Origin of the sequence: Gordonia paraffinivorans (assembly GCF_900683595.1) — a bacterium.
Taxonomy (GTDB): domain Bacteria; phylum Actinomycetota; class Actinomycetes; order Mycobacteriales; family Mycobacteriaceae; genus Gordonia; species Gordonia paraffinivorans.
Window position 1 is genome coordinate 584,404 of record NZ_CAACYD010000007.1, and the last position, 13,161, is coordinate 597,564.

Here is a 13,161-nt window from a genome sequence, read left to right on the forward strand (position 1 = left end):
CCGGCCTGCGCAGTTGTACTGTGCACATCCCCGCCGCAGCGGCGGATTCGTGCATCCGGAGCAGGGTTTACCTGCAGGTGCACGCACGGCGACCTCTAGAGTGGAGACAGGCTGGTCGTCGCCTACCCGCACCGGGTGTCCGAGCCGGACACGACAGGTGTTCTCGCGGCGGCCGGGGCGCTAGCAATGTGAGGGAGAACAATGTTCGAACGGTTCACCGACCGCGCGCGACGGGTTGTGGTTCTGGCCCAAGAAGAAGCGCGGATGCTCAACCACAATTACATCGGAACCGAGCACATCCTCCTCGGCCTCATCCACGAGGGCGAGGGTGTGGCCGCCAAGGCTCTCGAGTCGCTCGGGATCTCCCTGGAAGGTGTCCGCAGTCAGGTCGAGGAGATCATCGGCCAGGGCCAGCAGGCGCCCTCGGGGCACATCCCGTTCACCCCGCGCGCCAAGAAGGTGCTGGAGCTCTCGCTGCGCGAGGCCCTGCAGCTCGGCCACAACTACATCGGCACCGAGCACATCCTGCTCGGCCTCATCCGCGAGGGTGAGGGTGTCGCCGCGCAGGTTCTCGTCAAGCTGGGCGCCGATCTCAACCGTGTCCGCCAGCAGGTCATCCAGCTGCTGAGCGGCTACCAGGGCAAGGAGCCGCAGGAAGCGGGCACCGGCGGTCGCAGCAGCGAGTCCGGCACCCCGTCGACCTCGCTGGTCCTCGACCAGTTCGGTCGCAACCTCACCGCCGCCGCCGCCGAGGGCAAGCTCGACCCGGTCATCGGGCGCGAGAAGGAGATCGAGCGGGTCATGCAGGTGCTGAGCCGCCGCACCAAGAACAACCCCGTTCTGATCGGCGAGCCCGGCGTCGGCAAGACCGCCGTCGTCGAGGGCCTCGCACAGGCCATCGTCAACGGCAAGGTGCCCGAGACCCTCAAGGACAAGCAGCTCTACACCCTCGACCTCGGTTCGCTGGTCGCGGGCAGCCGCTACCGCGGTGACTTCGAGGAACGCCTGAAGAAGGTGCTCAAGGAGATCAACACCCGCGGCGACATCATCCTGTTCATCGACGAGCTGCACACGCTGGTCGGTGCGGGTGCCGCCGAGGGCGCGATCGACGCCGCGAGCATCCTGAAGCCGAAGCTGGCGCGCGGCGAGCTGCAGACCATCGGTGCGACGACCCTCGACGAGTACCGCAAGTACATCGAGAAGGACGCCGCGCTCGAGCGCCGCTTCCAGCCGGTCCAGGTCGGCGAGCCGTCGGTCGAGCACACCATCGAGATCCTCAAGGGTCTGCGAGACCGCTACGAGTCGCACCACCGCGTCTCGATTACCGACGGCGCGCTGGTGGCCGCCGCGACGCTGGCCGATCGCTACATCAACGACCGGTTCCTGCCGGACAAGGCGATCGACCTCATCGACGAGGCGGGCGCGCGCATGCGCATCCGCCGGATGACCGCTCCGCCGGACCTGCGCGAGTTCGACGAGCGCATCGCCGAGGCGCGCAAGGAGAAGGAGTCCGCGATCGACGCGCAGGACTTCGAGAAGGCCGCTGCGCTCCGCGACAAGGAGAAGCAGCTGGTTGCCGAGCGCGCCGAGCGCGAGAAGCAGTGGCGCAACGGTGACATGGACGTCGTGGCCGAGGTCGACGACGAGCAGATCGCCGAGGTCCTGGGCAACTGGACCGGCATCCCGGTGTTCAAACTCACCGAGGAGGAGACCACCCGTCTGCTCCGCATGGAGGAGGAGCTGCACAAGCGGATCATCGGCCAGGAGGACGCGGTCAAGGCCGTCTCGAAGGCGATCCGCCGCACCCGTGCCGGCCTGAAGGACCCGAAGCGTCCGTCGGGCTCGTTCATCTTCGCCGGCCCGTCCGGCGTCGGTAAGACCGAGCTGTCCAAGGCGCTGGCGAACTTCCTGTTCGGCGAGGACGACGCGCTCATCCAGATCGACATGGGCGAGTTCCACGACCGGTTCACCGCGTCGCGCCTGTTCGGTGCGCCTCCCGGCTACGTCGGCTACGAAGAGGGCGGCCAGCTCACCGAGAAGGTGCGCCGCAAGCCGTTCTCGGTGGTGCTGTTCGACGAGATCGAGAAGGCGCACTCGGAGATCTACAACACGCTGCTGCAGGTCCTCGAGGACGGCCGTCTCACCGACGGTCAGGGTCGCACGGTCGACTTCAAGAACACCGTGCTGATCTTCACCTCGAACCTCGGTACGGGCGACATCTCCAAGGCCGTGGGCATGGGCTTCTCGTCCAAGGACGACACCAAGTCCGGCTACGAGCGGATGAAGCAGAAGGTCAACGACGAGCTGAAGAAGCACTTCCGCCCCGAGTTCCTCAACCGCATCGACGACGTCATCGTCTTCCACCAGCTGACGCAGGACGAGATCATCCAGATGGTCGACCTGATGATCGGCCGGGTCGAGACCCAGTTGAAGAACAAGGACATGGCCATCGAGCTCACCGACAAGGCGAAGAGCCTGCTCGCCAAGCGCGGGTTCGATCCGGTGCTCGGCGCCCGTCCGCTGCGTCGCACGATCCAGCGCGAGATCGAGGACCAGCTGTCGGAGAAGATCCTCTTCGGCGAGCTGACCCCGGGCCAGATCGTTCTGGTCGACGTCGAGGGCTGGGACGGCGAAGGCGACGGCGAGGACGCCAAGTTCACCTTCACCGGGTCGGAGAAGCCGCGTGAGGTTCCCGACGCCCCGGTCGAGCTGTCCAAGGCCGGCGACGGCAGCGCGGACGCGAGCTGACCGGAGTCCGTCTGACACATGAGCGGCGGCGTCACCCGAGAGGGTGGCGCCGCCGCTGTCGTGTCGGCGCACGGGAGGCTCCGGTTCGTCTAGAGCGACGGAACGCTCGCTCGGGAAAACCGGCTCCTGCGCGAAACCTGCATGACCCGACTCGATAGCATCGCTACTTGTGACGAGCGATACATCAGCGGTAGGCCGCAAGGCCGCGCAGGAGCAGCCCACCATCTCCGTCGAGCGGGACGGCGAGATCGTCATCATCCGTCTGAACCGGCCCGACCGCCTCAACGCATTCACCCTTCAGATGGGTGCGGAGATCCGCGCGGTCCTCGACGAGACCGACGCCGACGACTCGGTGCGTGCCGTGGTGCTGACCGGAGAGGGCCGCGCGTTCTGCGCCGGCGCAGACCTCGAGGCCGGCGGGTCGACCTTCGATGCGTCGTCAGAGGTCGCCGGCGACGAGGTTCCACCGGACGAGGGGGGCCTGCTGACCCTGCGCATGTTCGCCTCGCTGAAGCCGATCGTCGCCGCGATCAACGGCCCGTCGGCCGGGGTCGGGGTGACGATGACGTTGCCCGCCGACGTTCGGATCGCTTCGGAGGATGCGAAGTTCGGCTTCGTCTTCGCCGCCCGCGGCCTCGTCCCGGAGGCTGCGTCGAGCTGGTTCCTGCCGCGCCTCGTCGGCCTGCCCACAGCGTTGCAGTGGACCATCGGCGCCAAGATGGTCCAGGTCGACGAGGCCCTCGAACGCGGCCTGGTCCAGCAGGTGGTGCCCAAGGACAAGGTCCTCGAGACCGCGATCGCGGTGGCCCGCGAGATGACCGCCAACAGCGCGCCGGTCTCGGCGGCACTGACCCGCCAGCTCCTGTGGCGGATGGCCGGCGCCCCCAGCCCGCTCGATGCCCACCACGCCGACTCGAAGGCCATCTTCTACCGCGGACAGTCCGGCGACGTCTACGAGGGCGTCATGTCGTTCCTCGAGAAGCGGCCGGCCACCTACCCCAACACCGTGTCGAAGGATCTGCCCGACATCTTCTGAGCATGCCGCTTGTGCTCACCCGCCCCCGTCCGCGAGTCGCGGACGGGGGCGTCGTCGTCTCATGGCGTCCGATCGACCGCCGGTGACAGCCGACGCGAACAGCGCGTATGGAACACGTGAACATCGGCGAACACGGACGATAAACGGTGGCAGGGTCCCCCGACCGCGGTTATCGTGTGCCTCAGCAGGCCAGGAGAACGAGTTTCGAAGGGAGGTGGCGCAGATGTCGACGGGTATGGCGATGGTCGTCCGCGAGTGGCCGATGGCCGACCCCGGTTGCCGGGGCGGGCTCCTGAATCCGACCCGACCCGAGCCGGTCACATCGAGCGCCACCGGTTCCTGAGGTCATGAGCCTCGATGGTCGGCGCAGTCACCCGCCCACGCATCGAGGAGCATCCATGACCATCTTCGTCACGAATGCGGGCTTACAGATCCTCGCCCGCGTCACCTGGCGCCGCGCCGCGGTGCTGCTGACCACCGAGGTCGCGCGCAACGTCGAGGGCACACCCCTGGTGCGTGTCGTCCACTCGCCCACGGTGTCGCTGCCGATCCACAAGGTGGTGGCGATCAAGCACAACGCCTACCGCCCGTTCTCCGGCAAGACCATGGATTCCTACGCGTCCAATGCGACGATCCTGCGCCGGGATCAGTGGATCTGCGCCTACTGCGACGGCCCCGCGGACACCGTCGACCACATCGTCCCGGTGTCCCAGGGCGGGCCCAGCACGTTCGGCAACCAGGTGGCGGCATGCAAGTCCTGCAACGGGTTCAAGGCGAACCGGACCCCGCGGCAGGCGGGCATGGCGTTGCGGCATGCCCCGTTCGTCTACGACCCGTGGGCGGCGGACCAGAAAGAGGTTTGGGAGATGTTCATGCTGCACCCCAAGACCGCCTGATCCGCCGCCCCGGCGTCAGTTGTTCAGCCTGCGGGCTTCACCTTCGTGGCGTTCACCGTGGAGGCGAGGATGCGAGGGATGTTGTAGAGCGGTCGGCTCTGGTTCCACAGCTGCTCGTACGGAGTGGCGAGCTGGCGGTTGAGGGCCGCGCGGTCGTGCTTGGCCTGGTAGGTGTACCGCGGCAGCAGCTCGCTGGTGACGAAGGTCCAGCGCTCGCTGAAGATCGACCAGTCCCACGAGGGGATGCCGAGCTGGACCTCGGTCTTGCCGGCGCCCGCGACGTCGGTCGTGAACTTGACCGGCCGGAACTCACGAAGAGCCGGGACGCCGGCGACGGACGGGGAGCCCGCGAGCGTCGTCATGTAGGTCAGCGCCTCGCCGACGCCGTTCTTGTAACCGCGGCACTGGTCCCACAGGGTGCCGACGCAGTATTCCTGTTCGCGGCGGAGCAGGTCGGCGTTGCCGCGCGCGATGCGAGACGAGTCGCCGGAGGCCACGTCCTCCCACGCGGTCATGGTCCGGTCGTCGATGATCTCCGCGGCGTGCATCTCGCGGATGCCCGTCAGTCCGGTGCGCACGTAGGTGAGGTGCTGGGTCATCATGTCCTGGTAGATGGCCTTCTGCATCACGAGGACCTTGCGCACGAACCAGCCGAGGTCGTTCGGGGTGATCTTGTCGGCGTGGGTCGCCACTGCGCGCAGGCCGGACGGCAGGGCCTTCTGCGCGGCGATTCCGTAGCGCAGTCCGACGTTGGAGATGATGGTGCGGGAGAGCTGCGCGATGCCGGGAAGCTCGTAGATGAACTTGCCGAGCTCCAGATCCTCGATGCCCGAGCCGAAGTCGGCGCCGACCAGGCCGCCCATGCCGGCCCACTGCAGCTCGTCGTGACGCAGCTGGAAGTTCCGGTAGTAGTTGTACGACTTGATCATGTTGGGCTTGCACCGCGCCAGTGTCGTGCCGGGGTCCCAGGTGGCCAGGTCGATCCCGGATTCCTTGGTGCACTGGACGAGACGCAACTGGTAGAGCAGCGCCGCGTAGCGCTTGGGCGCGAGGCCCCGTGCGCGGGCCTGGGAGACCAGTGCCTCGAGGCGTCCGAGGTCGTACGGGAGTCGCGGGTGAACGCCGCCGCGGGTGACGCCCTCGGCGACACCGGTCAGCGGGAGATCCAGGAATTCCTCGAGAGCGCCCGCCCCCGGGGCGGCGTTGCGGGGGGTGGCGGTGGCCAGGGAGCTGCCGGTCGCGGCGAGCGAGGCGGCGACACCGGCGGCGGCCGCACCGGCGAGGAATCGACGTCGGGAAACGTTGGTGTGATTGATCATCTGGGTTCTCTCTCGGGTGAATACCGTCGGGAAAAGAGCGTGTTCGGCCAGGCCTGCCCGGTCGGGAGGCCGCGAATCGTCAGATCTGTCGGGTCAGGACGAGGCTTTTTTCAGCTTCGCGTCGATCCAGTCGATGGTCTGCATGCCGAAGAGGTCGGTCGTCCACCGGTAGGTGTTCGTGATCAGTTCGGTGTCATCGCATTTCGCGGGGACGTAGGTGACCTTGGTGCCCAGGTCCCGGTAGCGCTGGACCAGCTTGCGCATGTCGGCGGCCGGTGTCACGGACATGAACGAACCGTCCTCGCCGCAGGAGGTGATCAGGGTCGGCGCCTGCGGACCGTACTTGTCGGTGCCCATGATGTTGTCGGCGTACGCGTACTGGAAGTCCTTGATCTCGGCGGGGTTCTGGTTGCCCTTGAACAGTGGCTCGAACCGCTCGAAACCGAAGACGAAGTAGCCGTAGGTCTGGCACATCGTCTTCCACGCCGCGGCCTGTGCTCGGCCGAGCTCGTTGAGGTGCTTGTCGAGATTCATCGACGAGTAGGACTCGTTGAGTCCCACGATGGTGGCGAATCCGAACGCCGACGCCATCGAGCCGTTGGAGAAGTTCACGAACTGCTTCTGGTCGGCGTTGAAGTTCTGCAGGACCACGGCGCCGACGTTGAGCTCGGGGTAGTACCAGGGCTGGTACTCGGCGGCGTAGCCGGCGCCGTTGCCGCCGCCGGCGATGCCGAAGAAGCCGACCGGTTGCTTCGGGTTCAGGCCGAGCGACTTGACCTGGTAAGCGGCGCGCAGGCCGTTGAGCAGCGCCATCCCCGCGACGCGGCCGGCGAAGACCTCGGACACCCCGTTCGGGCCGGGGTTCCCGCTGTTGCCGATGTCGGTGATGACGACGCCATAGCCCTTGCCGAACATCTGGGCCAGGGGGCCGAGGGCCGACCAGGCCGACGCCTCGGAGAAGACGCCGCCGCTCCACTGGGTGGATGGGTGGCACCGGGCGCCGAGGCTGTCATTGGCCTCCTGATACGCGATCAGCTTCCGTTCGCTGTTCTTGATCCCGTCCCGCGGGATCATGATGACGCCGGTGCTGACGTTCTTGGAGCCGTCGAGACGCTCGGTCACGTACATGGTCATGTACGCGTCGATCGCGCCAGGCTTGGTCCCGGCGACGAACGTCGTCGCGAACTGCATCGGGAACTTCTGGACCTTGAGCAGCGTGCCGGGTGCTTCGTTGCCGGTCAGCTTGGGTTCCTTGTAGAAGTCCCGGTACCCGAGGAGGCCGGTGAACTGCTCCCACGGGCTGGTGACGCTGCTGGTCTTGATCATCTCCAGCACGGACTCGTTGAGGATCGAATCCGGTCGCGGAGTGGTGACCAGGTGCGCATCCGGGTCCGAGTTGGCGGCCTTCAGCTTCGCGACGCTGGGCGTCGGCTGCGCCGCCACCCGATCCAACTTCGCCAATGTCCTTCGCTCGGATGGCGTTTCCTCGTATGGCGCCGCCGACGCGGTGGCCGCGAACATCCCGCCGGCCAGCACGGTCGAGGCGACCGCCACACAGCTGGACAGACGCACGAGTGCGCGCCGACTTCCCAAGAAACTCCTCATTCAAACCCCCCAGGCCTTACTGGCGGGTAACGATAACGCAACAGATATTGACGCTGGCAAATCGAATGAGGCGGATCACAAAGGTTGGTCTCAGAATTACTCCGGCAGCGGTTCCGTGCCGCGTTCCCGGAGGGCCATGGTCATCTGGCCGAGCTCGTTGCCCTGGTCGCCGATCATGCTCAGCGCCAACTGCTTCGTCGCCTGGCCCGAACGCGGGTCGTTGTAGGCGGCCCGGGCCATCTCGATGCCGGCCCGGTGGTGGCGGATCATCAGCCGCAGGAACAGTGTCTCCGCCTCGTCTCCCCGGAGGGTCGACAGCCGGCCCATCTCGTCGGCGCTCGCGAGGCCCGGCATCGGCGCGTCCCGGGGCGAACCCGGCGTCGCGCCGTCATGCGCGTGGGCCCCACCCTGCGACATCCAGGCCATGGGGGTCTCGGAGGTCTGCGGGATCCCGAAGAGCTGCAGCCAGCCCCGCATGGTGCCGTTCTCCGCGGACTGGGCGACGAGGATCTGGTTGGCCAGTCCGCGGATGGCCGGGTCGACGTCGGGTGCGGCGAGGACGGTGCGCGCCATCAGGATCGCCTGATCGTGATGCATCGACATGTCCTGCGCGAAACCGATGTCGGTGACGCTCAGCGACTTCGGCGATGTCGCTCCCGCATCATCCGACGCGAACGGTCGCCACACCGAGCCCACGACGATGCCGATCGCCAGCAGGAGTACCGCAAGCGAGGCCAGGCCGGCGAGCGGAAGCCAGGCGGGGCGGTGCGAATCGGTCATCCCAGGTAGGAGTCCTGATCCGGGGGCGGCGTGTACACGCGGCTGCTGAGTTCGAGTGCGTAGAAGCCGCCGTCGCCACATGTCACGAAGATCTTGTTGCCGCGGAACTCCGGCGGTGAGAAGCACCAGTCGGTCGAGACGTCACCGCCGACCACCATTCCCGCGCGGGGGCCGACCATCTCGTTCAGCTTCGCGCGCCCGTTCGCGAGAGACATTCCCAGGCTGAGGAACTCGATGGCCGGCACGCCGATGATCGACGCGACGACGTGGGGCGAGTTCGGGCGGGTGAGGACCGTGGCGCCCTTCTGCGCCGGAGGGTTGTAATAGGCGATCTCGCGGATGCGGTCGAGATCGCGGATGTCGAAGACCCGGATCCCCGAGGACTCCCACGAACAGGCCAGGGCCGTCGGGTCGGTCGGCCGGTCGACCGCGCAGTAGTGCGGGTTGCTGCCGAACAGCGAACCGCCCATGGAGGAGCGGAACTGGGTGTCGAGGTGCTCGGGCAGGTTGATCTCGAGCTTGAGTTGGGCTGCGTAGCGCGGTTTGTCGACGCGGGTGACGTCGAAGATCTTCACGCCGCCCGAGCCGCCCTCGTCGGCGGTGATCACATACGGCTTGCCGCCGTGGGTGATCGGGATCGAATGCTGATTGAGCTGCCCGTCGGGCCAGTGGTAGGCGGCGACGTGGCGGACCTGGGGATAGGGGTCCCGGCGCTGCACCGCGCTGATGTCGAGGATCGTGATCCCCATCATGTTCGACAGGTACATGCGGTTGCCGTCGGGGGAGATCCCGAAGCCGTGGCCGAGGAAGCTGTGCAGGCCCTGCCAGATCACCCGCGGGTTGCGGGGGTCGGAGACGTCGATGGCGCTGAGATGGCCCGGCGCGATCCCCGAGGCCCAGTACGTTCGTCCGTCGGGCGACCACCCGCCCTCGTGCGAGGTGAACGGGATCGGGTGGGCGAGTCCGCCGCCGCGGGCGTTGAGGAGCTTGGGGCGCTCGCAGTCGGAGATGTCGTACACCGCGAAAAAGCCTGCGCCCCAGACGAAGGGCACACCGGTGGCGGCGAGCAGCTTGCGCTTCTTGTTGACCTTCAGCGTCTCCCAGGTGCCGGCGCGCATCGCGGTGTCGGTGAGCGAGCCGACGATCCGCGGCTTGCGCGGGTCCTTGGCCGAGACGATCCCGACGCCGGGTTGCGGCATGAAGTTGTTGCCGGGGAAGAGGCTGCCGGTGTAGCTGCAGTGTTCGAAGGAGGCCGACACGATGCCACCGCCGCCGCCGGTGACGTTGCCGAGCTTCGTCAGGTTGCAGTGGTAGCCGCGCTTGCTGCGACCCGACAGGCGGTCCTCGGCGCTGACGTCACCCTGCAGTCCCGGTTCGGGCAACGATCCGGGACCGCACTCGGCCTTGGGCACCGCGGTCTCCGAGATGTCGGTGAACCAGTGGTTTCCGGCATTCGCGGGGGCAGCGACCAGCATCGTCGACGCGAGCGTCGCGCCGGCGAGGAGACAGGTGGCCGCGTGCATCCGGCGTCGTAGTGCTGTGGCGCGGGTCTTGCGCGGAGTCCGCGTCTTCCCCGACGATTCCAATCGTTCTGGCGTCATCGCCCCTCCGATCGTGACGTCGATCACGCTAGCGGGGCTGCTGAGACGGTGGGGTCGATTCGTCGAAAATCGCCGGTCACCGGGCCGTTTCGAGCGTCGTCGGTGGCGCGGTCGCTCCCGGTCGCCACGCCGGTGTCGCCCGAGGGATCGGTCAGAGGCCGGCGGCCGCGCGTTCGCGACTGCGCCGGTGCGCGAGAAACGCCAGCAGTGCCGCGACCAGGCATGCGATCGCCCCGACGCCGAGTCCGACGCGCGGATTGGTGGCCTCGATGACCGCGCCGATGAGCGGCCCGCCGATGGGCGTCGACCCCATGAACGCCACCGACCAGAGGGCCATCACCCGACCGCGCATGTGCGGCTCGGAGTTGAGTTGCAAGGTGGCGTTCCCGGTCGACATGAACGTCACGCTGAGCCAGCCGACGAGGAAGAGCGCGCAGATGGCGGTGAGGAGATCGGGGGCGAGGGCCGCGGCGCCGATCGTGATGCCGAAGCCCAGGGCGGCGAGCGTGAGGGGCCGCAGCCCGATGGTTCCGCGGGCGGCGACGACGAGGCCGCCGACGACCGCGCCCACGCCCATCGCCGACGTCATGAACCCGAGTGCCTGCGGTCCGCCGTCGAAGACGAAGTCGGCCGCAGCCGTGAGGGTGACGGGAAAGTTGTAGGCGAGGGTGCCCACGAGTGCCATGGTGGCCAGCGGAATCCACAGCGACGGATTGCCGCGCACGTAGCGCAGGCCCTCCCGGAGTTGCCCCTTCGCGCGCGGAACCGGGGTCTCCTGCGCGATCCTCGATCCGTCCAGTGCGATCAGGGAGACCACGACGGCGACGAAGCTCACGGCGTTGATGGCGAAACACCAACCGGCCCCGACGATTGTGAGCACGACGCCGGCCACCGCGGGACCGACGGCGCGAGCGGCGTTGACCATCACCGAGTTCAGCGTCACCGCGTTGCGGATCAGCGACATGCCGACGATCTGATGGATGAACGCCTGTCGCGCAGGTTGTTCGAAGGCGTGCCCGAGTCCGAGCATCAACGCAAGGATCGCGACGTGCCACACCTCGACCACGCCGGTGACCGTGAGGACCGCGAGCGTCGCGGCGAGCGCGCCCATCAGCGCCTGCAGGACCGTCAGCAACCGGCGCCGGTCGACCCGGTCGGCGATGACACCCGCATAGGGGCCGATCAGCAGGACGGGTAGCGCCTGCAGGGCCACGATGAGCCCGAGGACCGACGCCGAACCGCTCAGCGTCAGCACCAGCCATGCCTGCGCGGTGGCCTGCATCCACGATCCGGTCATCGACACGGCCATGCCGACGTAGAAGATGCGGTAGTTGCGGATGCGGAGGGAGGCGAACACGCCCTGCCGGACAGGGGCGTCAGGCGCGGGTGGCGATGCGGCGACCCCGCTCGTCTCGGGTGCGCGGTCGTCGGACATCGCGGTCCATACTAGTTGCCCGATTCAACCGACCGGGCTCTGCGATCTCGCCGATCGCTCCGCGAGGACCTCGTCGATGACGTCCATCAGGGCGAGCGGCTCCTCGAGCATGACGTGATGACCGGCACCGGGGAGTTCGACGACGCGGGCTGGCTCGTCGAGGTGGCCCGTCACCTGCTCGACCATCGCCGGGGTCATCACGCCGTGCTCCCCGTGGACGACGCTGAGCCGGACGCTCTTCGGCGGCCGGGGCGGGAGATCGCGCAGTTCGTCGGCGAAGCCACGGTCGAACTTCCAGCGCCACCCGTCGCCGTCGCGGACCGCCGACTGTCTCGCGACGTACGCGCGTGCGTAGTCGAGGCTCGCGTGGTCGGGGACGAGGCGGAACCGATCGAGGGCGGCCTCGAGGGTCGGGTAGGTCTTGTTTCCGCGTGGGATGCCCTCGTGCGGCTGGTTGCGCTGGATCTCCGCGAGCGCCGCCGCGTCGAGGATGCGGGAGTCGACGAGCACGAGGTCCCGGACCAGGTCGGGGTGGGCGATCGATGCCCGGATCCCGACCAGCCCGCCGAGGCTGTGCCCGACGAGGACGGCGTCGTCGGCGGCCCCCGCGACGTCGGCGACCGCGGCCACCTCGTCGGCCCAGGTGGCGATCCGGTAGGTGTCACGCCAGTCGCTGTCACCGTGACCGGAGAGGTCGAGGGCGACGACGCGCCGGCTCCCCGCGTATCTCGGTGCGATGTGATCCCACCAGCCCGCGTGCGCGGCGCCGCCGTGGACGAGGATCAGGCCCGGCGCATCACGCTCGCCCCAGCTGCGAAAGGTGATCCGCGCGCCGTCGACCGTGGTCGACGAGTGCTCGGGAGTGATCGCGACAGCGGTCCGGAACCAGTCGGGAGCGTCCTCGGCGACGTCCGTGCCCATGGGCATCTCCTTCATGCTGCCGACGGGTCCTGGCGGATCATCGGCTGCTGAGGTACATACGGTGAGATCAATATAGACATTTCGACGACCACTACACCGGGTGAGGGAAGGTCGAGACGATGGCGCAGACGGTGATCGTGTCCGGCGGTACGGGCGGACTCGGCTCGGCGGTGACGAGGAGGCTGCTCGACGACGGCTGGCGCGTGGTGGTGCCGTGGGTCGTCGAGTCCGAACTGTCACGGCTGCCCGAATCGGATGCTCTCGTGACGCTCGAGGCCGACCTCTTCGACGAGTCGTCGGTCGCCGAGGTCGTGTCGGTCGCCGCGGCCGACACGTCGGCACCGGTGAGGGCCGCGGTCAACCTCGTCGGCGGATTCGCGATGGGGGAGCGGGTGCACGCGACGCCGATCGGTGAGTTCGAGCGCCTGCTGCAGCTCAACCTGCGCCCGCTGTATCTCCTGTCCGCGGCGGCGATCCCGAAGCTGATCGAGGCGGGCGGCGGTTCGGTGGTCGGTGTCTCGGCCAAGGCGGCGTTCGCGCCGTTCTCCGGTGCGGCCGGCTACATCACGTCGAAGGCCGCGGTCTGGGCGTTCATCTCGGCGCTCGCCGCCGAGTACAAGGACGACGGCATCCGGGCCAACGCCATCCTGCCCTCGGTGATCGACACCCCGGGCAACCGCGAGAGCCAGCCGGACTCGTCCCGAAAGGGGTGGGTGTCACCCGAGTCGATCGCCGAGACGATCGCGTTCCTGGTCTCCGACGCCTCCGCCGCGGTCACCGGGGCTCAGGTGCCGGTGCCCGGGGTCGGCTGACGGCGGCC

General features: G+C 68.0%; 10 protein-coding genes. 4 read left to right on the forward strand and 6 right to left on the reverse strand.

Annotated elements, in window-relative coordinates; translation table 11 throughout:
- The first annotated feature begins 201 nt into the window (after window positions 1-201).
- The 3 genes from E1P53_RS15630 (at window position 202) to E1P53_RS15640 (ending at window position 4,680) form a co-directional block, all read left to right on the forward strand.
- Window positions 202-2,748, forward strand: a complete 2,547-nt coding sequence (locus tag E1P53_RS15630; protein ID WP_040526284.1) for an ATP-dependent Clp protease ATP-binding subunit — start codon at window positions 202-204, stop codon at window positions 2,746-2,748.
- 169 nt (window positions 2,749-2,917) lie between these two features.
- Window positions 2,918-3,784 (forward strand): enoyl-CoA hydratase-related protein, encoded by an 867-nt coding sequence (locus E1P53_RS15635; protein WP_006898933.1) that lies wholly within the window; start codon window positions 2,918-2,920, stop codon window positions 3,782-3,784.
- A gap of 398 nt (window positions 3,785-4,182) precedes the next feature.
- On the forward strand, window positions 4,183-4,680 hold the full coding sequence (locus E1P53_RS15640; protein ID WP_006898934.1) for an HNH endonuclease: 498 nt from the start codon (window positions 4,183-4,185) through the stop codon (window positions 4,678-4,680).
- 23 nt (window positions 4,681-4,703) lie between these two features.
- Here E1P53_RS15640 and E1P53_RS15645 read toward each other — a convergent pair whose 3' ends face one another.
- The 6 genes from E1P53_RS15645 to E1P53_RS15670 all read right to left on the reverse strand — a co-directional run bounded on the left by E1P53_RS15645 (window position 4,704) and on the right by E1P53_RS15670 (window position 12,341).
- Window positions 4,704-5,999, reverse strand: coding sequence for a hypothetical protein (locus E1P53_RS15645; RefSeq protein ID WP_181954856.1), 1,296 nt, complete (start codon window positions 5,997-5,999; stop codon window positions 4,704-4,706).
- 93 nt (window positions 6,000-6,092) lie between these two features.
- Window positions 6,093-7,460 carry a lipase family protein gene (locus E1P53_RS15650; RefSeq protein WP_165484441.1) on the reverse strand — a complete coding sequence of 456 codons (1,368 nt, stop codon included), beginning with the start codon at window positions 7,458-7,460 and terminating at the stop codon, window positions 6,093-6,095.
- Between the two features lie 240 nt (window positions 7,461-7,700).
- The gene (locus E1P53_RS15655) at window positions 7,701-8,384 is read right to left on the reverse strand and encodes a DUF305 domain-containing protein (RefSeq protein WP_131734849.1); all 684 of its coding nucleotides are present in this window, start codon (window positions 8,382-8,384) and stop codon (window positions 7,701-7,703) included.
- Window positions 8,381-9,859, reverse strand: coding sequence for an LVIVD repeat-containing protein (locus E1P53_RS15660; RefSeq protein ID WP_131735352.1), 1,479 nt, complete (start codon window positions 9,857-9,859; stop codon window positions 8,381-8,383). The genes E1P53_RS15655 and E1P53_RS15660 overlap by 4 nt, the downstream gene beginning before the upstream one ends.
- A gap of 277 nt (window positions 9,860-10,136) precedes the next feature.
- Window positions 10,137-11,420, reverse strand: coding sequence for an MFS transporter (locus E1P53_RS15665; RefSeq protein ID WP_131734850.1), 1,284 nt, complete (start codon window positions 11,418-11,420; stop codon window positions 10,137-10,139).
- 24 nt (window positions 11,421-11,444) lie between these two features.
- Entirely contained in the window at window positions 11,445-12,341 is an 897-nt protein-coding gene (locus tag E1P53_RS15670; RefSeq protein WP_131734851.1) for an alpha/beta fold hydrolase, read from the reverse strand.
- A gap of 119 nt (window positions 12,342-12,460) precedes the next feature.
- Between E1P53_RS15670 and E1P53_RS15675 the strand changes: the two genes are divergently transcribed.
- A complete protein-coding gene (locus tag E1P53_RS15675; RefSeq protein WP_006898943.1) occupies window positions 12,461-13,153 on the forward strand; it encodes an SDR family NAD(P)-dependent oxidoreductase in 693 nt (230 codons plus the stop codon).
- The last annotated feature ends 8 nt before the right edge of the window (window positions 13,154-13,161 follow it).